Origin of the sequence: Streptomyces sp. NPDC127038, from assembly GCF_042725875.1 — a bacterium.
Taxonomy (GTDB): Bacteria; Actinomycetota; Actinomycetes; order Streptomycetales; family Streptomycetaceae; genus Streptomyces.
This window is the reverse complement of the sequence record NZ_JBHXDQ010000006.1, coordinates 31988-54867: the sequence shown is the minus strand read 5'-3', so window position 1 is coordinate 54867 and position 22880 is coordinate 31988. Positions and strand designations below refer to the sequence as shown.

The 22880-nt window shown below is 69.4% G+C and carries 25 protein-coding genes and 1 pseudogene; 16 read left to right on the top strand and 10 right to left on the bottom strand.

The window, feature by feature from the left end; all coding sequences use genetic code 11:
* Window positions 1–10: 10 nt before the first annotated feature.
* From ACFWI4_RS06515 to ACFWI4_RS06505, 3 genes are all read left to right on the top strand, one after another.
* Window positions 11–907, top strand: a complete 897-nt coding sequence (locus ACFWI4_RS06515) for a phosphotransferase (RefSeq protein ID WP_387191640.1) — start codon at window positions 11–13, stop codon at window positions 905–907.
* Window positions 908–1002: 95 nt separating this feature from the next.
* The gene (locus tag ACFWI4_RS06510; RefSeq protein WP_387191638.1) at window positions 1003–1611 is read left to right on the top strand and encodes an ArsR/SmtB family transcription factor; all 609 of its coding nucleotides are present in this window, start codon (window positions 1003–1005) and stop codon (window positions 1609–1611) included.
* A complete protein-coding gene (locus ACFWI4_RS06505) occupies window positions 1608–2918 on the top strand; it encodes an MFS transporter (RefSeq protein WP_387191636.1) in 1311 nt (436 codons plus the stop codon). Before ACFWI4_RS06510 ends, ACFWI4_RS06505 begins: the two co-directional genes overlap by 4 nt.
* Window positions 2919–3008: 90 nt before the next feature.
* On the opposite strand, the gene ACFWI4_RS06500 is transcribed toward ACFWI4_RS06505, so the two are convergent.
* From ACFWI4_RS06500 to ACFWI4_RS06485, 4 genes are all read right to left on the bottom strand, one after another.
* Complete coding sequence (locus ACFWI4_RS06500) at window positions 3009–3551, bottom strand: isochorismatase family protein (RefSeq protein WP_387191634.1); 543 nt, start codon at window positions 3549–3551, stop codon at window positions 3009–3011.
* Between the two features lie 118 nt (window positions 3552–3669).
* On the bottom strand, window positions 3670–4110 hold the full coding sequence (locus ACFWI4_RS06495) for a VOC family protein (protein ID WP_385391985.1): 441 nt from the start codon (window positions 4108–4110) through the stop codon (window positions 3670–3672).
* Between the two features lie 200 nt (window positions 4111–4310).
* The gene (locus ACFWI4_RS06490) at window positions 4311–5204 is read right to left on the bottom strand and encodes a hypothetical protein (RefSeq protein WP_387191632.1); all 894 of its coding nucleotides are present in this window, start codon (window positions 5202–5204) and stop codon (window positions 4311–4313) included.
* A gap of 159 nt (window positions 5205–5363) precedes the next feature.
* Window positions 5364–5873: a hypothetical protein gene (locus tag ACFWI4_RS06485; RefSeq protein ID WP_387191630.1), complete on the bottom strand. Its 510-nt coding sequence runs from the start codon at window positions 5871–5873 to the stop codon at window positions 5364–5366.
* A gap of 271 nt (window positions 5874–6144) precedes the next feature.
* On the opposite strand from ACFWI4_RS06485, the gene ACFWI4_RS06480 reads away from it, so the two are divergent.
* The 5 genes from ACFWI4_RS06480 to ACFWI4_RS06460 all read left to right on the top strand — a co-directional run bounded on the left by ACFWI4_RS06480 (window position 6145) and on the right by ACFWI4_RS06460 (window position 10236).
* Window positions 6145–7065: a PIG-L deacetylase family protein gene (locus ACFWI4_RS06480; RefSeq protein ID WP_387191628.1), complete on the top strand. Its 921-nt coding sequence runs from the start codon at window positions 6145–6147 to the stop codon at window positions 7063–7065.
* A gap of 293 nt (window positions 7066–7358) precedes the next feature.
* The gene (locus tag ACFWI4_RS06475) at window positions 7359–7562 is read left to right on the top strand and encodes a cold-shock protein (RefSeq protein WP_385391974.1); all 204 of its coding nucleotides are present in this window, start codon (window positions 7359–7361) and stop codon (window positions 7560–7562) included.
* Window positions 7563–7996: 434 nt separating this feature from the next.
* Window positions 7997–9496 carry a DEAD/DEAH box helicase gene (locus ACFWI4_RS06470; RefSeq protein WP_387191625.1) on the top strand — a complete coding sequence of 500 codons (1500 nt, stop codon included), beginning with the start codon at window positions 7997–7999 and terminating at the stop codon, window positions 9494–9496.
* Between the two features lie 148 nt (window positions 9497–9644).
* Window positions 9645–9851, top strand: coding sequence for a hypothetical protein (locus ACFWI4_RS06465; RefSeq protein ID WP_387191623.1), 207 nt, complete (start codon window positions 9645–9647; stop codon window positions 9849–9851).
* 70 nt (window positions 9852–9921) lie between these two features.
* Window positions 9922–10236, top strand: coding sequence for an SCO5918 family protein (locus ACFWI4_RS06460; protein WP_387191621.1), 315 nt, complete (start codon window positions 9922–9924; stop codon window positions 10234–10236).
* 66 nt (window positions 10237–10302) lie between these two features.
* On the opposite strand, the gene ACFWI4_RS06455 is transcribed toward ACFWI4_RS06460, so the two are convergent.
* On the bottom strand, window positions 10303–11004 hold the full coding sequence (locus ACFWI4_RS06455) for a DUF6308 family protein (protein ID WP_387191619.1): 702 nt from the start codon (window positions 11002–11004) through the stop codon (window positions 10303–10305).
* A gap of 298 nt (window positions 11005–11302) precedes the next feature.
* On the opposite strand from ACFWI4_RS06455, the gene ACFWI4_RS06450 reads away from it, so the two are divergent.
* The gene (locus tag ACFWI4_RS06450; protein ID WP_387191617.1) at window positions 11303–12136 is read left to right on the top strand and encodes a hypothetical protein; all 834 of its coding nucleotides are present in this window, start codon (window positions 11303–11305) and stop codon (window positions 12134–12136) included.
* A 38-nt stretch (window positions 12137–12174) separates the two neighbouring features.
* Here ACFWI4_RS06450 and ACFWI4_RS06445 read toward each other — a convergent pair whose 3' ends face one another.
* Together ACFWI4_RS06445 and ACFWI4_RS06440 are read right to left on the bottom strand one after the other, a co-directional pair.
* Window positions 12175–12708, bottom strand: a complete 534-nt coding sequence (locus ACFWI4_RS06445; protein ID WP_387191893.1) for an AAA family ATPase — start codon at window positions 12706–12708, stop codon at window positions 12175–12177.
* 174 nt (window positions 12709–12882) lie between these two features.
* A pseudogene (locus ACFWI4_RS06440) lies at window positions 12883–13372 on the bottom strand (hypothetical protein).
* Between the two features lie 109 nt (window positions 13373–13481).
* On the opposite strand from ACFWI4_RS06440, the gene ACFWI4_RS06435 reads away from it, so the two are divergent.
* Window positions 13482–14087: an NUDIX hydrolase gene (locus ACFWI4_RS06435; protein WP_387191615.1), complete on the top strand. Its 606-nt coding sequence runs from the start codon at window positions 13482–13484 to the stop codon at window positions 14085–14087.
* Between the two features lie 179 nt (window positions 14088–14266).
* On the opposite strand, the gene ACFWI4_RS06430 is transcribed toward ACFWI4_RS06435, so the two are convergent.
* Window positions 14267–14785 (bottom strand): hypothetical protein, encoded by a 519-nt coding sequence (locus tag ACFWI4_RS06430; protein ID WP_387191613.1) that lies wholly within the window; start codon window positions 14783–14785, stop codon window positions 14267–14269.
* A 294-nt stretch (window positions 14786–15079) separates the two neighbouring features.
* Between ACFWI4_RS06430 and ACFWI4_RS06425 the strand changes: the two genes are divergently transcribed.
* The gene (locus tag ACFWI4_RS06425; protein WP_387191611.1) at window positions 15080–15640 is read left to right on the top strand and encodes an EF-Tu/IF-2/RF-3 family GTPase; all 561 of its coding nucleotides are present in this window, start codon (window positions 15080–15082) and stop codon (window positions 15638–15640) included.
* An 89-nt stretch (window positions 15641–15729) separates the two neighbouring features.
* Here the strand turns inward: ACFWI4_RS06425 and ACFWI4_RS06420 are convergent, their stop codons facing one another.
* A complete protein-coding gene (locus ACFWI4_RS06420) occupies window positions 15730–17028 on the bottom strand; it encodes a DUF1479 domain-containing protein (protein WP_387191609.1) in 1299 nt (432 codons plus the stop codon).
* 85 nt (window positions 17029–17113) lie between these two features.
* Between ACFWI4_RS06420 and ACFWI4_RS06415 the strand changes: the two genes are divergently transcribed.
* From ACFWI4_RS06415 to ACFWI4_RS06405, 3 genes are all read left to right on the top strand, one after another.
* Entirely contained in the window at window positions 17114–18256 is a 1143-nt protein-coding gene (locus tag ACFWI4_RS06415; RefSeq protein WP_387191607.1) for an ROK family protein, read from the top strand.
* A 74-nt stretch (window positions 18257–18330) separates the two neighbouring features.
* Window positions 18331–19170, top strand: coding sequence for a Cof-type HAD-IIB family hydrolase (locus ACFWI4_RS06410; protein WP_387191604.1), 840 nt, complete (start codon window positions 18331–18333; stop codon window positions 19168–19170).
* A 129-nt stretch (window positions 19171–19299) separates the two neighbouring features.
* The gene (locus ACFWI4_RS06405) at window positions 19300–20139 is read left to right on the top strand and encodes an endonuclease/exonuclease/phosphatase family protein (RefSeq protein ID WP_387191602.1); all 840 of its coding nucleotides are present in this window, start codon (window positions 19300–19302) and stop codon (window positions 20137–20139) included.
* Between the two features lie 147 nt (window positions 20140–20286).
* Here the strand turns inward: ACFWI4_RS06405 and ACFWI4_RS06400 are convergent, their stop codons facing one another.
* Complete coding sequence (locus ACFWI4_RS06400; RefSeq protein ID WP_387191600.1) at window positions 20287–20952, bottom strand: hypothetical protein; 666 nt, start codon at window positions 20950–20952, stop codon at window positions 20287–20289.
* Between the two features lie 327 nt (window positions 20953–21279).
* Between ACFWI4_RS06400 and ACFWI4_RS06395 the strand changes: the two genes are divergently transcribed.
* Window positions 21280–21801 carry a hypothetical protein gene (locus ACFWI4_RS06395; RefSeq protein ID WP_387191598.1) on the top strand — a complete coding sequence of 174 codons (522 nt, stop codon included), beginning with the start codon at window positions 21280–21282 and terminating at the stop codon, window positions 21799–21801.
* Between the two features lie 146 nt (window positions 21802–21947).
* A complete protein-coding gene (locus ACFWI4_RS06390; protein WP_387191596.1) occupies window positions 21948–22730 on the top strand; it encodes a VOC family protein in 783 nt (260 codons plus the stop codon).
* The last annotated feature ends 150 nt before the right edge of the window (window positions 22731–22880 follow it).

Genomic DNA, 22880 nt, shown 5'->3' with positions numbered 1-22880 from the left:
GTGACTCGGCATGATCGAATCCACGTTTGAGGTCAGCGAGGACCTGGTCCGCGACCTGCTTCGAGAACAGCATCCCGACCTGGCCGAACTGCCGATCCGCGAAGTGCCGGGTGGCTGGGGCAATCAAATGTGGCGCCTCGGTGACGAGTTGGCCATCAGGATGCAGCGGATGGACACGGGCCCCGATCTACAGCTCAAGGAGCGCCGTTGGCTTCCGATTCTGGCCGCGCGCCTGCCCCTGCCGATTCCCGTCCCCGTACGGAACGGTGCACCGTCCGAGCGCTGCCCCAAGATCTGGACCGTCATGACATGGGTCGAGGGCACACCGCTGGACCACGGATCGATCACTCGCGGCGACCACGCGGCCGAGACGCTGTCCGACTTCCTCCGGGCGCTGCACGTAGAGGCGCCCGCCGACGCCCCGACCGCTTCGGAGTTCGGCGCTCACCCCAGGGACTGCACGGACGGCTTCGAGCACTTCTTCCGGGCCGTCGCCCCTGCCGAGCTCGCCGACGGGATCCGTGAGGTCTGGGGCGATGCGGTGGCGGCGCCGGCGTGGGAGGGCCGGCCGGTGTGGGTGCACGGCGACCTGCACCCCGCGAACGTCGTCGTCGCGGACGGGACCTTGGCGGGTGTCGTCGACTTCGGCGCGCTCTTCGCCGGCGACCCGGCCTGGGACCTCGCGGCCGCCTGGCTGCTGCTCCCCGCGGGCGGCGCCTCACGGTTCTTCGACCGTTACGCACGGGCGGACGAGGCGGCGGTGCGACGGGCGCGCGGACTGGCCGCGATGAAGAGCCTCTTCTTGATGTCGATGGGCCGGAACGGGGATCGCGGTCTGCCTGGCGGCAAGCCGCACTGGGGTCCCGCAGGCCGGTCCGCACTCGATCGTGTCCTGAAGGGCCTTTGACGTCGGCGTGGATCGCCTGGTCCCGGCTGTCCGAGGGCGAGGGATGGAGATGTGAGACTTGACTCTCACGATATGTGAGAGGAGTCTCTCACGTCATGGACTCTGGTAATCGTCTGGGCGATATCGAGATAACTGATCCGCAGGCGATGCGGGCGTTGGCGCATCCGGTGCGACTGGCGATCCTCGAACGCCTGCAACGGCAAGGACCGGCCACGGCGACGCAACTCGCGCCCGATGTCGGCGCAACCCCTTCGGTGACGAGCTGGCATCTGCGGCATCTGGCGGGCTTCGGGCTGGTCCGCGATGCCGAGCCCGGCCCGGACCGTCGCCAGAGGCGGTGGGAGGCCGTGGCGCGGGGCTTCCGGTTCCAGGCGCCGAAGGATCCCGACGACGAGGAGGGCTGGTCGGCTTCGCGGGTCCTGTCGCGGGAGATGTTCCTGCGCTCGGGAGACCTCCCCAACCGGTGGGCAACCGAGGTCGAACCCCGGCTCGAACCAGTGTGGCGACGGCTCGGCGGTCTGGCCAACACCCGTGTCGTCGTCTCCGCCGACGAACTGGCCGCCATCGAGGACGCGATCGAGCGGGTTCTCGCCCCCTACGTGACGCGCGAGGAGACCGCGCAGCCGGACGACGCGCGTGGCGTCAGGTTGCTGCGATACGCGCTGCCGGAGACTGCCGATGAACAGACCGGTGAGACGTCATGAGCACGACGGCAGACGGGTCCTTAGTCGCATCGCTCTGGCGCGATCGGCGGTTCCGTCGCTTCTGGGCCGGCCAGTCGGTCTCGCAGTTCGGCGACCGGATCACCGAACTGGCCCTGCCACTGATCGCGGTGCAGGCGCTGCACGCCACGGCCGATCAGGTGGCGCTGCTGACCGCGCTCATCTGGGCCCCGAACCTGCTCGCGATCGTCCTCGGTGCCTGGGTCGACCGCCGTGTCCACAAGCGGCGCCTGATGGTCCTCGCCGACCTCGTGCGGGCGGCAGTGCTGCTCTCGCTCCCGGCCGCCTGTCTCATGAGAGCGGTGGCACTCGGCCAGTTGTACGTCGTGGCCTTGCTGACGGGCTCGGCCGCGGTGCTGTTCAACACCGCTTATCCCCCGTTCTTCGCCCACCTGGTGCCTCGCTCGTCCTACGTCGACGCGAACAGCAAGCTCAGTGCCGGCCGTTCCGCGTCGTACGTAGCCGGACCGGCGATCGGTGGCGCCCTGATCCAGGCGTTGACCGCTCCTGTCGCGGTCGCCGTCGACGCCCTGACCTTGGTGGCGTCCGCGGTCCTGGTCGGCCGGGTGGCCACCGGCGAACCGCCGACAGCTCATGACCAAGCGGCGTCCTCGGTGCTGCGGCGGGCCAGGGAGGGACTCGTGTTCGTCATCCGCCACCCGGTGCTGAGGGCGAGCCTCGGCTGTGCGGCGACGGTCAACTTCTTCACCTTCGTCGCGGGCAACGGGTTGATCGTGCTGTTCGCCGGCCGGAACCTCGGACTGACCGCGGGAGTCATCGGCATGGCGTTCGGGATCGGCGCGACGGGCTCGCTCCTGGGCGCGGTGCTGGCCCCGAAGATCTCGCGGAGGCTCGGCGTGGGCCGGAGCATCGTCGTGGGCGCCGTGGTGTTCCCGGCACCGATCGCCGTCGTCGCTGCCGCGGGCGCCCCCCTCTGGGCTCGCGCCGGAGCCCTGGCCGTGGCCGAGTTCCTTTCCGGAGTCGGCGTCATGATGTTCGACGTCAACCTCAACTCCCTCCAGGCGGACGTGATCCCCGATGGCATGCGCAGTCGGGTCGCCGGTGCGTACAGCACGATCAATTACGGAATACGTCCTGTGGGCGCCGTGTTCGGCGGCCTCCTCGCCACCTTCTTCGGCCTCCGGGCGACCCTCCTCATCGGGGCCGTCGGCGGAGCGCTGTCCCTGCTCTGGCTGCTGCCCTCGCCGATACCGCGCATCCACTCCCTTGCCGCCGACAAGCCGGTGGCTCCGGACAGCTCCAGTGACGCGCGAGCACTGCCTTGTTGATCACCGGGACTCGTTCGAGGCCCCTGCGGACCGACGGTCACGGTGTAAGTGGCACCCACCACTCGGTTCCAGCCCATCAGCCCGTTCGCCTCAACTCGCCCGTGCGGCATCGAAGCGGATGTGCGCAGCCGGTTCTACTGTGATGGAGCGCTCGGCGTACTGGATGGCCGAGAAGGTCGTGTTGTGGTGGGCGATGACCTGGGCGGCAGAAGGCGCGGCACCAGGCGGGCGTTCCGGCGTGGTGTGTCCGTCCGAGACCAGCACAAGGTCGTAGCCACGCGAGAGCGCGCTGCGGCCGGTGGAGTCGACGCAGTATTCGGTGGCGAAGCCGGTGATGATCACACGGCACACCTCTTGCTCGTCGAGCAGCTTGCCGAGCCCGGTGTCGAGGAAGGAGTCCGCGCCGTCCTTGTCCAACACGACATCGCCCAACTGCGGTGCCACCGTCGGATGGACGTCGATCAGGCCGGCAGGCACGTCAGGAAGCCGTTGACGCAAGTAGATGACCGGCATGCTGGCGCAGCGAGCCCGTTCGGCAAGATGGGCGACCTTGTGCAGGCAGGCCTCGACTTCATGGGCGTCGCTCAACAGCGCAGTCTGCAGGTCGATGATGAGCAAGGCGGTGTCCGGCATCGCCCGAGCCTATCCGGCCGGGCCCAGCACCCTGGACAGGCAAGTGGCCCTGACCGGGCGGCGGTTCAGCGTTCCGATGCATCGCCTTCGACCACGTACGTGATGCGGCTCCTCCTGCTCAGCCCAGTTGCTCCGCCAGCCCGACGATGATGCCGCCCGGGCCGCGGAGGTAGCAGAGCAGAAAGCTGTCCTCGAACCGGGCGAACTCGCCGACGAGTTCGGCGCCGTGAGGGCGCAGGCGGGCGACGGTGTCCTCGATGTCGTCGACGGCGAACATGACGCGGTGCGTGCCCACGACGTTGTGGGGCCGGTCGCGCGGTACGTCGCTGATCACCGCGGGACTGCGGTACTTCGCCAGCTCCAGACGGCTGTGACCGTCGGGCGTCCGGAGCATCGCGATGTCACAGCGGACGCCTTCGAGTCCGGTGCACTGATCGGCGACCGGGCCCTCGACCGTCGCCGTGCCCTCCAGCTCCATGCCGAGCTCCACGAAGAACGCGACAGCGGCGTCCATGTCCTCCACGACGATGCCCACATTGTCCATCCGCTGAATCGCCATGCTCGTCTCTCCTTCTGGCCGCTGATGCCCCTGGGACGGAGCGGGTGTCACGATCTCGACATCCGCAGACCGCCGAGCTCCGAGCTCCGAGCTCCGAGCTTCTGGATCACGCCCGAGAGCCCGAGAGCCCGAGCCCGAGAGGACAGTATGTGACGTAATACCGCAGCTGCCGTCATAGCGACGCATGGGGACACCGGGCATCAGCTCGCGCGTGGACGGGTGGGCAGATCCCGGAACGACTTGCCCCGGAGCTGCGGGGGCGGAGCCATGTCGCCGAAGGACTCGCTGAACGCTTGCGGCGACCGCTCCAGCTCCGCGAGCACCTGCTGTGCCGTGTCGTCACCGGCAAGACCGGGTGCCAGGGCCGCACAGGCGCGAACCCCCGCATGCGGGTCCGTCAGCCAAGGGCGGGTGTCGCCGCCGAGATGGCCGATGGCGATCAACGTCGTCGCCAGGTCGTACGGGTAATCGGCAGCCGGGGCCATCGACGTCAGCCGCACCAGCAGCTCCGAACGCTGCGCGTCGGCCGAGGGGTGCCGAGCCAGTGCCCCGACAGCGGCGGCGGCACACGTCCGGCGCCGGACACGTTCCGACCCGAGGTACGGCAGTGTTCGCTGGAGGAGCGTGGGGACCAGGTCGAAGCAGGCGAGCGCGGCTTGATCGAGGACGAGTTCACCCAGCCCCGTGCCGTCATGCCACCTCCGGGCCCTGCCCTCCGCGTCGGCGGACAGGTACTCGACGGTCCAGGCCCGCAGCGCCGGTGCGCGGTCCTCGACCCGAGCACGGATCTCGGCAGCGCTGTCGCCGAGGTCGGCGGCGACGCCGACCTCGTACAGATAGGCCAGCATCGCGTCGGGCAGCGAGGGATCGTCGGACCCCAGCAGCGGATCGTCCAGGAGGTCGGCTACAAGCAGGGCGGTCGGCGCCGTCGCAGGCCAGGCCTTGCCCTCGCGGCGAAGCGTCTCCGACCACAGGTGCGAGTACCCGTCGACGAGTGTCTCCGCATCGTCGCCGAGGAGAGCTGCCAGGCGGCGCGGCGTGTCGCCAGCGGGGCCCGAGGCATGGAACAAGCCGGACCAGTCCACCTCATCCATAAGGCCATCCATACGGTCATCCACGACGGCGATGCTGCCACACGGCTCGACGGACTCGCGTCGACCGGACTAACCGGCCCCGTCCCTCAAGCGGACACCCGCGGACGATTCTCGACGGACGCGCTCAAGCCTCTCGTGACAGCAACGTCTGACCCGCCGTCACCGGTAGTCCTCCGGGTGCCCCTGCATCCACGTGTTGATCTCGTCCCGTGTTCCGGTGAGCAGCTTCTGGTGCTTTTTCAGGTTCTCGAAGGAGTCGTCGGCGCCCAGTTCGGACCGCAGTGTCGCGATCCACGCGAGAGGTTCCTTGAAGTGTCCGGGGCCCTGCGGATCCGCCTTCATCGCCTCGTCGAGACTGTCGAGCTCATCGTGCACGCGACCGAGGAAGTACGCGCAGTTCCCCGGGGTGGTGCACCCGTCGTTGTAGGTCGCCTGAAGCCGGGCGAACACGTCGCGGACCTTCTCGACCCCCCGTGACGGGACTGCGGTGCTCGGGGCCGACGGCTCCTGGGTCGCGGGGGCCGATGCCGTGTTCCGGGTGGCGCGAACGGACGACTTCGCGTCGGCCGGAGTCGAGCCCGGGCCGCTGGAGCAGGAGAGGGACAGTGACGCCAGGGTCACGACGAGCATCGAGGCACCGAGAACGTGCCGTACACGCATATTGATCATGCCGTCTTGGACTCCTCAGGAGGCTCACTGGTTGCGCTGCACATCGGAAATGCGCTGCTTCCCCAAAGATTCCCCGAGGTCCCGACGCCGCCTCGAAGTCGACCACTTCACCGGGGGACCATCAACGTGCCGGGTGCGACGTCAGCGAGACGTGAGCCAGACGTAAGCGGCTCCTGGAACCGTGGTGGCGCATTCAGCAGGTGAGCTCGTCCCGCGCGGTCTCCACGCGACCGGGACGAGTGCCCCACGCGTCGAAACGAGGAGTCCCCGCATGCCCCAGCCCCACGATGCCGTTCCGACCGGTCTCTCCCGGAGATCGGTACTGGCCGCCGCCGGCCTGACGGCCGCGGGCGTCGCGTTCCAAGGATCCCTGGGCGCCTCGAACGCCTCGGCGGCGGCCACGCCCGCGATCTTCTACTCGCCGCACCAGGACGACGAGGCCATCGGGATGGCCGGCTCCATCCTGGAGCACAAGGCCGCAGGACGGCCGGTCTACCTGGTCCTCGTGTCCAAGGGTGAGAACGGCGGCATCGCGCAGAACCTCAACCAGACTCCGTGCTTCCTCGGCGACAAGTGCTCGGCTCCCAATCACTACCACGAGCTGGGGTGGCAGGAGACAGGGACGACACCTGAGGTCGTCTCGGCCCGTACGTCCGAGTTCACGTTGTCCGCCAAGGCCATCGGCGTCGACAAGGTCATCAACTTCAAGCTCTCCGACAGCGCCTACGGCACCGACAGCGAGTACAACACCTTCGTCCAGCAGATCATGGGCAAGATCCGCACGCTCATCCAGCAGTATCCCGGCGCCTCCCACAAGTTCCCCGCGGGCTGGCTCGACACGATCGACCCGGCGCAGCCCACGAACGCCACGCACAAGGCGTGCAGCGACGCCGCGTACTGGCTGATGAAGAACGGCGAGCTGACCGACGTACGCTTCAACCACATCTACACGTACGAGGCGTTCAGCCGCGACCAGCGTGACCGCGGCGCGGACTACGTGCTCAACATCCCGTCCTCGCACATGGCGAAGAAGCGGGCCGCGATCCTCGCGTACAACACGTGGGACCCGAGCCGGAACCTCTACACGTGCGGGTACCACAGCGTGCCCACGATGCTCGAAGAGGCGTACGGAGACCCGCGGGAGTTCGTGTACACGCTGCCGTCCAAGTACCGCACCGGCCGGGGGAACTGACTCCCGGCGGATATCTGTCGCCGCGACGTGAGAAATCGACGTCGGGCGCGATGAGAAATTCTGGATCGACAGGCCGAGTGAGATTCCTTACCGCACGGAATCGATCCCGCCGTGCTACTGTCGATAGCAGTTGCAGTTGTGGTTCCCAAAAAAACTTGCGAACATCCAGCCCGTTCTCACGGGCGGAGTTCTTTTGTATTTCCGGTCATTCATTTTTCCGGCGGGGCAATCATCACGGCGACGCGGGATCCGCACAGTGCGGAGCCCGAGCACCGTCCCGAAGGAGAATTGACATGGCTACTGGCACCGTGAAGTGGTTCAACGCGGAAAAGGGCTTCGGCTTCATCGAGCAGGATGGCGGCGGCCCCGACGTCTTCGCCCACTACTCGAACATCGCCAGCTCCGGCTTCCGCGAGCTCCAGGAGGGCCAGAAGGTGTCCTTCGACATCGCGCAGGGCCAGAAGGGCCCGACGGCGGAGAACATCGTTTCCGCCTGACACCCGCATGCACAGCGCAGCTGGGGCCCGCACCTTGGGGTGCGGGCCCCAGCTCGCCGCTTTTTCGGCGCAGGGCACGGCCCGACGCAGGTCCGAGGCAGTGCCCGACGCGCCCGGCCCGCGACCTCGCCTCCGGATTCCGGAGGACCGGCCCGTCTCGTTTCCCGACCTTCCGCCGCCGTCGATCAGGGCCTCCTCTCCCCTTCCGATTCCCGGCGCGGCATTCATCACGAGGCCTCGCACCCCCTCCTCGTTCTCCTCATCCGCCGCTCCCGGATTTCCGGGAAACGGACGCTTCTCAGGCGTCACACCCCGCGGCATTTCGTCATCGATTCGACTCGGTGACGGAATTCATTCGGCTCGTTCTCGCAATTCTCTGCGCTGCCATTAGCTGCGGGAATTCCTTGATACGCGCCTGTCAAGGAAGGTTCCGCATGAACCGCACGCGCACGAACGACCGCTTCAGCCGCACCCGCACCCGCACGGACGGCGCCGGAGCCCGAAGGGGCGGCAGCCGTTTCGGTACCGTCCCGGCCGGCCGCTCCGGTGGTCCCGCGCGGTCGAAGGGCTATGGACGTCAACAGGCCTCACTGCAGGGAGAGTTCGCTCTGCCGGTGACCGTCACGCCCGCCCTGCCGGCCGTGGAGGCGTTCGCCGACCTCGGCCTGCCGGCGCCGCTGCTGGCCGCGCTCGGCCACGAAGGCGTGTCCGTCCCCTTCCCGATCCAGGCGGCGACCCTGCCGAACACCCTCGCGGGCCGTGACGTGCTCGGCCGGGGCCGCACCGGCTCCGGCAAGACCCTCGCCTTCGGCCTCGCGCTGCTGGCCCGCACGGTCGGCCAGCGCGCGGAACCGCGCCTTCCGCTGGCCCTGGTCCTCGTACCGACCCGGGAACTGGCGCAGCAGGTCACCGACGCGCTCACCCCGTACGCCCGTTCCCTGCGGCTACGGATGACCACCGTCGTCGGCGGTATGTCGATCGGCCGCCAGGCCGGCGCGCTGCGCGGCGGGGCTGAGGTCGTGGTCGCGACCCCGGGCCGGCTCAAGGACCTCATCGAGCGGGGCGACTGCCGCCTGGACCGGGTCGCCATCACCGTCCTCGACGAAGCCGACCAGATGGCCGACATGGGCTTCATGCCGCAGGTCACGGCGCTGCTCGACCAGGTACGGCCGGACGGGCAGCGCATGCTCTTCTCCGCCACCCTGGACCGCAACGTCGATCTGCTGGTCCGCCGCTACCTGTCCGACCCGGTGGTCCACTCCGTGGACCCGTCCGCAGGCGCGGTCACGACCATGGAGCACCACGTGCTCCACGTGCAGGCCGCGGACAAGCACCGCACGACCACCGAGATCGCGGCCCGCGACGGCCGAGTGATCATGTTCCTGGACACCAAGCACGCGGTGGACCGGCTGACGGAGCACCTGCTGAGCAGTGGGGTGCGCGCCGCGTCCCTGCACGGCGGCAAGTCCCAGCCTCAGCGCACCCGCACCCTGGCACAGTTCAAGACCGGGCATGTGACGGTCCTGGTGGCGACCAATGTCGCCGCACGCGGCATTCACGTCGACCAGCTCGACCTGGTCGTCAACGTGGACCCGCCGACCGACCCCAAGGACTATCTGCACCGCGGCGGCCGTACGGCCCGTGCCGGCGAGTCGGGCAGCGTCGTGACCCTGGTGATGCCCAACCAGCGCCGCGACATGACCCGGCTGATGGCGGCCGCGGGCATCAACCCGCGGATCAGCCAGGTGCGTTCGGGCGAGGAGGAGCTGAGCCGCATCACGGGCGCCCAGGCCCCCTCGGGCGTGCCGGTCGTCATCCGCGCGCCGGTTACGGAACGCCCTCGCCGCAGCCCTTCCTCCACCCGGGGCCGACGTGGCCGTTCCGGGCAGGTGCGGTCCACCGGCACCGCCGCGCGCGGCTCCGCCCAGCAGTAGTCCGGTATCCGCGGCTCCCCACCACTGACCGCCCAGCAGGAGGCACCATTTGACGCCCGTTCAGACGCCGTCGTGTTCCGTGGGTACCCTCCCGGCCGCCTTCATCGCCCACCCGGGTGACACGTCCGGGCCGCGGGTACGGGGTGACATGACCGTCGAGGTCGCCCTGGCCGTGATGGCGGGCGCCCGTGTCGGGTGCCTCGTCGTGTGCGACGAGGACGATCAGCACACGGACACGGTCACCGAGGCCCAGCTCGTCATGATCCGGGACGACTCCGCGTACACGGACCGGATCCGCCTGTGCGACGTCCTGCGCGACCGCCACGCCCCGGGCGCTCCGCTCCTGTCCCGCTGAGCGTCCAGCCGTCCCGTCCCCGCCACCCGGCCCGCTCCGGCCGGCACTCTTCCACTACCTGTGAGGCTCCATGCGCTGTGTAATCGCCCGCTTCCCGTTCGACCTCTCGAAGAGCGGGGTGCTGGAGTCGATGAAGGGCGTCAAGCCCGAGCCGATCACGGGCGATTCCGTGATCATCGGCCGGTGCCACTATCCCGTCAAACAGGTCGGCGAGGTCATCACGCGCCAGGACCGCCGCGACTTCACGAGCGGGGAAGTGACCCGGGCCATGACTCGGCTCGGCTTCACCTGCCGCACCCCGGAAGCGGCCACGCCCGCGCCCTCGCTCAGCCCGCTCCAGAACGCCTCGTCCCTGCTCGGCGGCCCGGCACCATTGTCGCTCTGAGGTTGAGCAGCCGCTCACTGGACGGAAGTTGGCGCGGGTGCTGCCCATCACGGACGGCCGGAATCCTCACGGGCAAGCATGATCCAGTGCGCGGTGGTTCATCCAGACCGTCACGTCGCACACCCGCAACGCGCTGACGGTCTCCGGAAGTCCCGCCGTCTGCCTCAACTGGAGCAGTTGGCGGTGCAGGGAACGGCCGTCCTCGTGCAGGGCGGTTCGGAGTTCGGCCCAGAACTCGGAAGGGCGGCCGAGGGCGCAGCGGACCACGCGGTCGTACACCGGGAGCAGGCGGGGGCGTTTGCGGGCCAGGAGCTTTCCGGCGATGACCCAGTTGATTCCGTGCTGGTCCCGAAGGAGGTCCCAGGCCTGCTCCGCCGGAGAGCCGTCCGTCACGACGGACGCTTCGGCGTCGGTCAGGTCGATGTCGGCGGGGATCGCCTTCAGCAGAGCGGACAGCTGACCTCCGAGAGGACCTTCGAGGAGGTCCAGGGCGACGGGCGACGGAACGGTGACGGACAGGGTCTGTACCGCGATCAGGTCCTCGGCGGTGACGGTGTCGGCGATCCCGGTCCGGTCTCCCCCGCCGGCCAGATGCTCGAACCGGCTTCCGGTGAAAGGCGGTTCCCCGGCATGCACGCCGATACCGAAGTAGCGCCTCAGATCACTGACGGAACGCTCGGAGCTCACCAGGGCGCGAATCCGCTGCCCCAAAGGCGAGAAACCGTCGCCGTCGCCGGAGTCACCGAAGGCTGTGGCGGCAGGGGTCATGAGCGGTCCGTCCTCATCGAGAGCGCGAGCAGGTGAGTGACACCAGCGAGGCGGCGGCATACCGAGGGGGCCGTTCGCGCGGTGGTGGCAACGTGGAGGCTACGGCGGGCCGCCCGCAGGGCGTGCCGAAAGACGCAAAGTGCCGTGTTCCCATGCTTGCTTGCACGCTCGGGTGGACGGAGACGGTCGTTTCTCTCCCCACCTTCCTCCGGAAGTTCCTTCAAGTCCCCTCGCGTGTGGTCGAGTTGACGGGGGCCCGCAACCGATCGGCACACGCCGGCCGCTAGCATCTCCTGGCATGACCAAGCGGGGGTGGCGGCTGAGTGCCGTGGTGGTGCTGGCGGCGGTCTGTGTCGCCGGTCAGGGGCAGCCGGGGATCATCCGTACGGCTTCGGACCTCGGACCCCTGCCGGGCGACCGCTACAGCTACACGCCGCAGGACTACCAACAGTCCGAGCGCGCCTCGGCGTTGCTGGTCCGGCAGTGCATGGCGCGGCACGGACACCCGGACTTCCCGCTCGATCCCCGCTACCCGACGGACCCTGTCGTCGCCATCGCGGTCGGCACCGACTACGGCGACCTGGATCTCGCCGAGGCCCAGCGCTGGGGCTACGGCTGGGACCCGGCGAAGCCCTTGGTCCCCCGGCCGAAGGGCCGCCGGATGACCAACGTCGAGTATGCGGACCTCCCGGCCTGCAACGTGGATGCGAACCGGCGGCTGATGCGCGGCATCGACCTCAAGCGGGACTGGCTGTACGCAAGTACGCGGGCGCTGGAAAACGACAAGGCGGTCAGGCGCGATCCGCGGCTCCGTACGGCTTGGGCGGTGTGGTCCCGTTGCGTGGCGGACCAGGGGTTCACGCGCTATCCCGACCCCGTCGCGGCGTACACGGACACCGCCTGGCAGCGCGGAAGCGATGGCAACACTCGGCAGACACGGCGCGAGCGGGCCACCGCCGTCGCCGACGTCACCTGCAAGCGCCGCCACCACACGGCGGAACTCTGGCACACCGTAAAGGCGCAGAAGCAGACCGCGGACATCAGGCGACACCGCGACCGCTACACGGCCGGACTGCAGGCGCTCCGCAGGTACCGCGCCGCTGTCGCCGAGGTGCTGAACAGGCTCGGCTAGCACCCGCCGCAGCTGCCGCTGCCGCAACGAGGCTCCGGTCAGCAATCCAGTGCGGGCAGCTGTGCGAGCCCGGTGTCGAGCATGATGCGGTCGACGGTCTCGTGCAACGCGCTGTCGGAACCGATGACGATCTCGGTTCCGTCGAGAAGCAGATCGCGCGGTCGGTACCAGTCGCGCAGTTGCGCTTCGTCGACGTCGTCGGCGATCGGTTTGGTGGCGTGCCGGGCGAGGGTCTCCTCGATGGGCACGTCCAGGTAGTAGCCGTGAGTCGGGCCGCGGTGGTCGGCGCGCAGTCCGGCAAGCATGTCACCGTAGTGGTCGGCGTAGAGGATGCCTTCGAGCACGACGTGGAATCCGGCGTCGAGGGCGTAGCGAGCGGTCAGGTCGATCAGGCCGATGTTCGCCGCTCCCGGTCTGTCGCGTTCGCGGAGGACGACGCGGCGGATGTTGTCCTGGCCGACCAAGGCAAGGCCGCGGCCGAACCTCTCGCGCAGGCAGGCCGCGACGGACGACTTGCCCGAGGCGCTGTTGCCGCGCAGGACGACGAGTCGGGTTTCTTCGGTTCCGATCATCACGGCGGTCACGCTACCGGCGGCCGACCGCACCTCCCGGGGTGTTCCTGAGCATCGCTGACGAACCACTCCCCCATGCGCCCCGGGCGCCGTGGCGTGTTCCGGCTCGGCCGGACCGTGGTGTCGGGTGCTGCCGGGGAGAGCGGGCCGGGCGCGCCTCAAGGTCGCCGGCCCTCACGTGTCGTACAGGCCGTCCCACGGAGCGGAGAATCCGAGGCGGTCGGGATAGAGCTCAGCCCAGTCGTGCTCTCCTTCGCCGTCTGCGTGACGTTCGGCGACCAGGCCGAAGAGCACGCCGTCAAAGGTCACTTGGAAGGGACGGATCGCGATGTCCCTGTACGCGAGCTGCGGAAGGCTCCCGAGTCGCTCCGCCGGTCTGGCCTCCGCCCGGGCCCGTACCGAGTCGCTTCCGTACGGGCGTCGCTGTTGTTCGGCGAATGTTCCGGCACGCCATATGTCCGAATGAATGTGCCGGCCCTCGGAGTCGAACCGATGGAGCACGGCGTAGAGGCGCTTCTGTTCCATCCGGTCCTCACAGAGCCTGAGCCCCTGGGGGAACGCGTAGATGACCGAGGCGAAGAACTGGCCCTGTTCCGTAGCGGCCGATGGTCGCCGTCCGGTAGCCGGGCTCATGAGTGATCGGAACGATCTCGGGGACTGCCATGCCGGAGATCGTAAAGAGCGCCACTGACACCCGGGCCAGAGCGGCCTCCCGCCGTTGCGGCAGAGGCCGACTGCTCCTGCCTGTCAGTGTCTGCTGCCAGGATGCGTGGATGACGTCGACTCCACACCCTCCCAACGCCCATGACGATCATCCACGTGCCCGTCTTCTGAGGTTGGTCGAGGCCATCGATACTTGGGACGACCTGGAGCGCACGCACCTGGACACCGCCAGGCAGTGGATCTCCGGCGGAGCTCCGCTCTACCGGGTGCGCAAGCCGGACGTTCCCGCGATGCACTTGGTGAGCTACTTCGTCGTCCTCGACGACACGCGCGGGCAACTGCTGCTCGTCGCGCACCGCAAGGCGGGTCTGTGGTTGCCGGCCGGCGGACACGTCGAGCCGGATGAGGACCCGTGGGCCGCGGTGGTCCGCGAATGCCGTGAGGAACTGGGCATCGTGGCCACGGCATCGTCGATCACCGGTGAGCTCCCCCTCTTCCTCACGGTCACGAAGACGCGCGGGCCCGGCACACACACCGACGTCTCGCTCTGGTACCTCCTCCAGGCCGATGCCGGCACCATCACGTCCTACGACCGAGGTGAGATCGACGCGATTCGTTGGCTGACCGACGAGCAGGTGCTCAGGGAGCCGGACGAATCGCTCGATCCCCACATGCACCGCTTCACCCACAAACTGCGGCACGCCCGGGCCAGATGACCGCGCGGACACGCGCCCCGGCCGGGTGCAGGGCCACGGCCGCGCGGCGGCCCCCGCCTTGAGCCGCCCCGCGTTGAGGATGAATGCCAACATGAACCTGACCAGCCGTAGAAACCGATCCTCTGGCTCTGCGTCTGATCGCCGGGCGGGCCACTGTTCGTGCTCGGCCGTCCCGGAAATCAGAAAATGGCCCAGGCTTCCCTCGGCAGCCGGTGATAGACGTCATCCATGGAATCGGCTGCCAGGAATACAGGGCGAGTGAGCAGATGATCGCCGGCCCGCTGCACGCAGAACGCCACCCCGAGGGTCAACGATCCGGGCTCCGCGCCTGGCAGGTAGAAGAGCTCGGTGAACGGTTCCCGGCGTTCCGCTCGATCGAAGAGCCACTGTTCCAGCTCGGAGGGAACCTGGCCGACCAAGGCCGTTGCGTCGACATGGACTTGCGGCCCCCGACGCGCATCGATCGAGACTCCACGCAATCCCTCGGCCCCGAAGTAGAGCTTCAGGCCCACTGCGGCGTAGGTGCGGCACACGACATCCCAGTGAGGGTAATGCTCGCAGTCGGACGCGGGGACGCCGCCTAGTGCAGCGGACGCCTCGTCGGACGTCATTCCAAACCGCAGCGGACCCACGCCGACGAACGAATCGAAGATCCACTGTTGTCGCTCGCTGTCCGGCAAGACGTCCCACAGGCCCATGAACCGCAGCCTACGACGCGGCGTTCGGCCAGGGCCCAGGCCCCCACCCCAGCGCAATCGCATGATCGGCCGACACCTACCAGGCGGCAGCCGGCCGGAGCTCGGCGCCGTTGCGGATGCGGTGGGTGCGGCCTCGCTCGACGAGAACTTCCAAAGGAGTGTGCGCCGACTGCCGGGGTTCCAGGCATTGCTAGCCTCAGCGCTTGATCGTTGCCGTGTGTGCAGCCACGTCGAGGACGCGAGGACGCCCGTGGACAGAGCCGGTGGATTCACAGGTCGGTCAGGATGAATGCGGTGGCGACGGCGTTCTTGATGTGCGTCGAGGATGTGTTCCGCCTGCGGCAGGGCAGGTCGGTCATGGTGACGGGCCGGATCGAGCGTGGGCGGGTGCGCAGGGGTGACGAGGTGGAGATCGTCGGCCCGGGGGACGGCGTGATCGCGCGTGTGGTGGACATCGAGGCGTGTCACGTACGTGTCGACGAAGCCCGTGCCGACATGAACGTGGGCGTGTTGCTGCCTGGCACGGCAGCCGACTTGGTCGAGCGGGGTCACGTGCTGGCGGCGCCGGGCTCGATCCGTGCCCACGCCTGCTTCACCGCGGACATCACCGTGCTGTCCGAGGAGCAGGGCGGCACGGACCTGATGTCCGGCGATCGCCTCCGCTTCCACATCCGTACCGCCGCGGTGTGGGGCACCGTGATGCTTCACGGGGTGGATGTGGTGCGGCCGCTGCACGGGGCCGCGGTGGCCGTCACCCTCGACGAGGCCGTCGCCCTGGAGGAAGCCCAGCGCTTCACGTTCCGCCGTCACGGTCGAGCCACTGGCTCCGGCACCGTGACGCGACTCCCCCGCTGAGGCTTCGCGAACGGTGCCGGAGCCGGATCGACGCGCCGGGCCCTTTCCGCGTCCGCCCGGGCGGCGCACATCGGCACTGGAGCGAGCGTCTACCGGCTCAGGTCGAGCCCCCGGCGCCCGGTCTCGTTGAGCTGGTCGGGGGTGAAGCGGCCGGTCCAGGTGCGCTCGTAGTGTTCCTCGGGGAAGTCGCCCGGGCTGGAGCCGGTGGTGAACGCGTCCCTCACGTCGGCCGCGTACTTCTCGTTGCGGGGGCACCAGGGGGCCGCGGGGATGTACATGACGTTGCCCCAGCCCCGCTGGTTCTCGACGGGCGCGACGCTGTGGATCATGTCGCAGTGCCACCACACGGCGTCGCCGGCCCTGACGTCAGGGATCGGGGTCAGGGCCCGGTAGAGCGTCGGGTGCCAGCGTCTGGTCACGGGGAAGACCTGGTTGGGCCGGACGCCGCACATGGAGTCGTCGGGAACGTCCGGCAGCAGGGGCCGCAGCAGGAGGTAGGCCATCACCTCGGGGATCGGGACGGTGTGCAGGACGCCCTGGTCGGCGTCCATGTCGGACAGGGCGGTCCAGCCCTGGAAGGTGCGGAACGCCGAGCACATGGTGGAGCCGGGGTACTGGGGCCCGTCGGTGCGGTGGGCCGGGTCCCAGGGGTCGTACCGCTCGACGTCGCCGCTGAAGAGGTGGCGGAACGCCTTCTGGTACTCCTCGGTCATCCACAGGTCCAGGGTGCCGGGGTCGCAGTGGGTGCCCAGGCCCGCGGAGTCGGTGCCCGGCGGGCGACGCCGGATGCGGTCCGGGTAGAGGGCGTCGCGGTCGGGGTCGAACCACCGGGTGCCGTCGTCACCGGTGTGCTTCCAGAACGAGTTCAGGAACGACTGGACCGTGGCCATCCGGTCGGACTGGCGGGCCTGCATCTGGGCCTGCGACCAGTAGATCGGGTAGATCTCGGGCTTGGAGCCGACGCTGCCGAAGAAGTCGTCACCGGGCCCGGTGTAGGTCTCGAAGAACCTGTTGCGCTCGACGTAGTCGACGATGTCCCGGTCCCAGGCGCGCGCCTGCTCGTGCGGGAAGAGTCCTCGTACGACGAGACAGCCGCGCTTCCTGAGCTTGGCCAGCTCCGTCGGTGTGACGGTGCCGGCGGCGATGGCGTCGTAGTCCAGGACGGGCCAGACCTCCTCGCCGCGCTCGCGGTCCGCCTCGATCTCGGTCACGCGCGCCTCGACGCGCTGCTCGACGGCGGCGAACACCTGCTCCACCGTGCGACCGCCCGCTTCGATGCGGGCGCGCAGCGCGGGCTTGAGTTCGCGGATGGCCGCGGTGACGTCCTCGGGCGTCCGGTTCCAGTACGGCAGTGCGGGCAGCGGTCGCTGTGCGGCGGAGAGCGTCATCTCGACCCTTTCAGTAAGGACTCCTAACTAGGACAACGTAGATCCGCTCGCATGTTTAGGCAAGACTCCTTACTAGAATGCTCGTATGAACGCGCCGAAACCGTCCCTGGACCTGCTGCGCGGCCTGACGGACGAGAACGTCCTGCGCCTCCTGATGGCGCACGACCGGCTCACCCGGGCGGAGATCGCCACCAGGACCGGCATCTCCAAGCCGACCATCTCCGAGAGCGTCCAGCGCCTCGAACAGGCACGACTGGTCGTGGACACCGGCGAGCGGACCACCGGGCGCGGCCGGGTCGGCTCCTACTACGCGCTGGCGCCGCACATCGGCACCGCCCTGGTGGCGAGCATCACCCCGCACGGCGTCATCGCCGAGGCCGTCGACGCCCTCGGGCGCACCCACGGGCAGGTCCGTATCGCGCTGGCCGCCGACGCGGGACAGGAAGCGGCCGCCGAGGCGCTCGCCGCGGCGGCCGCGGAGCTGGACGACAAGGCGTCCGGCGGGCTGCGGCTGGCGGTCGTGAGCGCCGCCGACCCCGTCGACCGAGCGACCGGCCGGCTGGTGCATCTGCCCGACGCCCCGTTCCTGGTGGGTGCGCTGGATCCGCCCGCGGTCCTGGCCAGCACGGTGACCGGTCCGGTGCTGGTGGACAACGACGTGAACTGGGCCGCGCGCGCGGAGTACGAGATCGGCTGCGCCCAGGGTGTCGACGACTTCGTCTACCTCCACCTCGGAGAAGGTCTGGGCTGCGCCGTGGTCAGCGACGGCGTCGTACGACGGGGACACCGGGGGCTGGTGGGGGAGATCGCGCACCTGTACACCGCGGGGCCGGACGGACAGGCCATGGCCTTCACCGAGGTGTTCGCCGCGCTCGGCCTGCGCCGGGCCTCCTCCACCGCCGTCGACGTGCCGCGGCTGCTGGACCTCCTGGAGGCCACCGACGCCGGTGCCGAGCGGGTTCGCACCGCGCTGGCGCACGCCGTCGGCGGGGTCCTGGCCGCGGCCCTCTCCCTCGCGGACCCCCGGACCGTCGTCCTCGGCGGAAGCTGGGGCGCCCACCCCCGCCTCGTCACCGCGATCGAGGAACACGTCACCCGCTCACCCCGGCCCGTTCCGCTCAGCGCGGCGGCCCTGCCCCTGCCCGAGCTGACCGGAGCACGCACACGCGCCGTCGACGAGCTCGGTTCCCTGATCGTCCGCACCGCCCACCCCACCACCCAGTGGTGACCCCACAGCGCTCACCGGCCTGTGCCGGCCACCCCGCCCTCAGCCCCCTTCCCCGCCACCTCAACAGGAACGTGATGAGCACCGCAGCCACCCCCGCCCCCCTCCCCGGCCGTCCCGACATCCGGCTCGTCGTCTCCGACATGGACGGCACCCTGCTGGACGCCGACGGCCGCGTCCCCGACGGGCTGTGGCCCCTGCTCGCCGAACTGCGCCGCCGCGGCATCGTGTTCAGCCCGGCCAGCGGGCGTCAGTACGCCACGCTCGCCCATCTGTTCGCCGGCCAGGACGACGGCATGGTCTACATGGCGGAGAACGGCTCGTACGTCGTCCGCGACGGGCTGGAGATCTCCTCGGACCCCCTCGACCCCGCCGTCACCGCCCGTCTGGTGAAGACCGTCCGGCAGCTGGCGGACGAGGGCGTGGACGCGGGCGTCGTCGTGTGCGGCAAGCACGCGGCCTACACGGAACGCGGCGACCGGGCCTTCCTCGACGAGGTCGCCCCGTACTACCACGCGCATCGCCTGGTCGACGACGCCACCGCGCTGGACGACGAGATCGTCAAGGTGGCGATCTTCGACTTCGGGCCGGCCGCGCTTGGCACGGCGCCCGCCCTGGCCTCCTTCGCCGACACCCACCGGGTGGTCGTCTCCAGCGAGCACTGGATCGACGTCATGAACCACACCGCCGACAAGGGGGTCGCCGTGCGCCGGCTCCAGGATCACCTGGGCATAGGACCGGCCCAGACGATGGTGTTCGGGGACTATCTGAACGATCTCGGCATGCTCGACGCCGCCGAGTGGTCGTACGCCATGGCCAACGCCCACCCCGACGTCATCGACCGCGCCCGCCACCTGGCCCCCGCGCACACCGACAACGGCGTGATCCGCACCATCAGGAGTGTCCTGGACATCTGACGCCGCCCGCGGGCACCCGGGCGGTGAGCGGTGGGCCGGGGGACCTGCGGGGGCACCGGTCGCGAACTGCGCCGTTTCCAGGGCGACTTCGGGTCCTCCAGCGGACCGGACGACAGTACGATCGACGCCGTGAGCAGCTCCTCGCACGACCCGACCGGCCCGACCGGCCCCTGGACCGAAGGTGACCAGTCCGTGCAGGCTCTGCGGCTGCTGACCATGAACGCCCTCTTCACCGGCGATGTCCCGGCTCGGCTCCGTGCGCTCGGCGCCGCGCTGGACCGGTCCGACTACGACATCGTGTGCCTTCAGGAAGTCATGTTCCGGCGCCACGCACGGCTGATCCGCCGTGCGGCTCCCGCGTACCGGCACGTCGCCTGCTCCGGCACGGGCCTGCTCAAGGGCGGCCTGGTGATCCTGTCCCGGTGGCCGATCAGCCGATCGCGGTTCGTACGGTTCCCGATGACCGGTCCGGTGCGCGGCGAACTGATCATGCGCAAGGGTGCCCAGTTGGCGTCCGTCAGCACTCCGGACGGCGAACTGGTGGTCGTGAACACCCACTTGTCCGCGAACCGCGACGACGACTGGTCCCCCACGAACCGGTACACGCGCATCGCGCGTACCGAACTGGCCACGCTCACCGAGCTGATCGCGACCGCCGGCCCTTCGGTGCCCGTGGCCGTGGTGGGTGATCTGAACCTGCCGCGCGACTCGACGACGCTGACCGAGTTCGTCGCGGGGGCAGGGCTACGGGACATCCTCGCCAGCGACCCGCGTCCGACCTACCGGCCGACGCCTCGGTGGCCGTCGCCGCCGGCTCTGGACCATGTACTGGTCAGGGCCGCGGCCGGGGAGAGCCTCACCGGTGACGCGGACCTCGTGTTCCAGGACAAGGTGACGCTGGGCGACGGCCGTCAGGCCTACCTGTCCGACCACTATGGGGTGCGCGCTCGGCTGATCCGGTCGCGGTAGCGCGGAGGTCGGCGTGACCGGGGCGTGGGCTCCTCCGCTATCGGGACAGCTCGCTATCGGGACCGCTCGTCTTCGGGACCGCCCGCTATCGGGACCGTCCACCACCGGGACCGCTCGCCTTCGGGGCTGCTCGCCGGAGGCCGAGTGTCAGAGACTGTGGGCCGTGATGTCGCCGTGGGCGGTGGTGGCGTGGATGGTCAGGCCGGGAGTGCCGTCGTTCTTGAGGGTGTTGCCGACCCGGCCGTGGGTGGTGCCGGCGTCCAGCGACGCGGAGACACCGGGGGCTGCGCCGACGGTGATGTCGCCCATGAGGGTGCTGAGCCTGAGGATGCCTCGGGCGGCTTCGCCGACGGTGAGGCCGCCCTTCTGGGTGCTGATCTCGGCGGAACCGTTGAGGCGGCCGACGGCGATGTCCGCGTCGAGGCCGGCCAGGCGTACGGTGTCGGCCTCGTCGAGCTTCACGGAGCGGTGGCCGCCCTCGAAGGTGACGTCGCCGAGCCGTCCCACGCCCCGGAACTCGGCCGCGGCCGCCTTCGCCTCGACACGGGAGCCGGCCGGCACCTGCACGGTCACCTCGACGGAACCCGTCGAGCCCAGGATCCGGTTCTTCGCCTCGGGCGCCTCGACGCGCAGAACGCCGTCGGCGTAGTCGACGCGGACCTGCGCGGCCGCCTTCACGTCACGGCTCTTGGAACGGTTGGCCGGCAGGACCTCGACCGTGCTGTCGGCGCGGTCGGCGGCGATGAACTGGATACGTCCGGCGGGGATGTCGACGATCGCCGAGACGGGGGCGGGGGTGTCGAACTTCTGCATGATGCTCTCCTTCTCAGGCACCGCGCGCCTCGGACCGACACGCTACTTTCCGACGAAGGAAACGCTACGTTGCATTCACGTATTCCGCAACACAACTGTTGCTTCCGACCGTCATCATGGCAGCTCACCGCCAGGAATTTGTTGCAACAGGGCCGAACTTAACGCGACATCCCCGGATAGAGATCATTGCAATGGATGAAAGTGAACGCTATGAGAGGCGGGGGCCGACGGGGCGATACGGCGCAGGGCGTGCGGCGGTCGGCAGCCGCAGCCGCGAAAGGCAGGTCCTTCGAACGGACGCCATCGGCGCGTGAAAGGCTGAGCCGCATGACCAGTGAACCCGATGAACCACGTCGCGACCTCTTCCTCCGAGACGGCCTGGAGGAAGAAGACGTGGTGCGCGTTCACCGTGAGGCGCTGCGTGTCCTGCGGGACAGCATCGAGACGGCTCACGTCGACGCCTACAGCGATATCGCCTGGCCGCTCGAAGTGGTGCCCGCGTACGAGCAGGTGATATCGCTGGCCGCCAACGAGGTGGCCGAGGGCGTCCGGTCCGCGAAGAGTGACCCCGGTATGGGGATTGACGTCGATGTCCGCGACGACGTGCAGTTCGACGCGCTTCTGGCCTTGGCTCCCTACACGATTCACGCCGAGGGGTGGCAGCAGGGTCGAGAAATCTTCAGCGCGAGCGACACGGGCACAGCACTGTGGATCTCCGTCACATCGGAGCAAGAGGTTCGGCTCATGTCCCGGCTCGAAGCGCTGGGTGTCCCGCGAACGGCGTTCACGACTCAACCTCGCAGGCGGCGCGGCCTGTTCGCCCGGTGGCCACGGCGCCGGACCGCGTAGCCAAGGGGCTGGGTCCGACGCGGAACAGGGCGTTACTCCGTACGAGTGAAGCCGGTGGGCAGCCGGTGGTCATGGGTGGCCCACCACGGGCCCGGTCGGCATCGTTACCCCTGGCCCGATCGACCCACGCCCCGGAGGACCTGCTCATGCTCGGTACAGACTTCCAACTCGGATCGCCCAACTGGCTCGACCTCGGCAGTCCCGACACCGATGCGGCGGCCGCGTTCTACGGTGCCGTCCTCGGCTGGCAGTTCGTCTCGGCCGGACCGGACGCGGGCGGGTACGGGTTCTTCCAGACCGGCGGGAAGACCGTCGCCGCGCTCGGACCGCTCACCCAGGAGGGTGCGAAGTCCGCCTGGATGATCCACTTCAAGGCGGACGACATCCAGGCCACCGTCGCGGCCATCACGGCGGGCGGCGGAACCATCCGGATGGAGCCCATGGACGTCATGGGCGAGGGCCATCTGGCGCAGGCGACCGACCCGCAGGGCGCCGAGTTCGCGCTCTGGCAGCCCGGCAAGACGACCGGGCTGGAGATCACCTCCGCCCCGAACACCCTGCTCTGGGTGGAACTGCACGCCCCCGACCCCGTCGCCGCCATCGGCTTCTACCAGGGCGTGTTCGGCTGGCGCAGCCAGGAGATGCCGGCGCCTGGCATGACGTACCGGGTACTGAGCACCAAGGACGGCGACCAGCAGGACGCCTCCTTCGGCGGAGTCGCGCCGATCGGCGACGGCGCCGGTGAACTGCCGCGCTGGGTGCCCTACTTCTTCGCCGAGGACGCCGATGCCATCGCCGCCGCTGCGACGGCCGCGGGTGGGACCGTGCTGATGCCTCCGGCGGACGTCCCGGAGGTCGGCAGGATCGCCTGGCTAGCGGACCCCTTCGGCGCAGAGTTCGCCCTCCTCAAGCCCGACCCTCGAATGTGACACCCCGGCCACCAGGACGACCTTCGCGGTCCAAAACCGTTTCACCGCAGAGCAGTTGAAGGCAGCCTGGTGGGGGGGGGGCACACCCGGGGGGGGGCCGGGGGCGCCCGCGGGGGGGGCGCCCCCGAGCCGGTGTCGCATGACGATGGT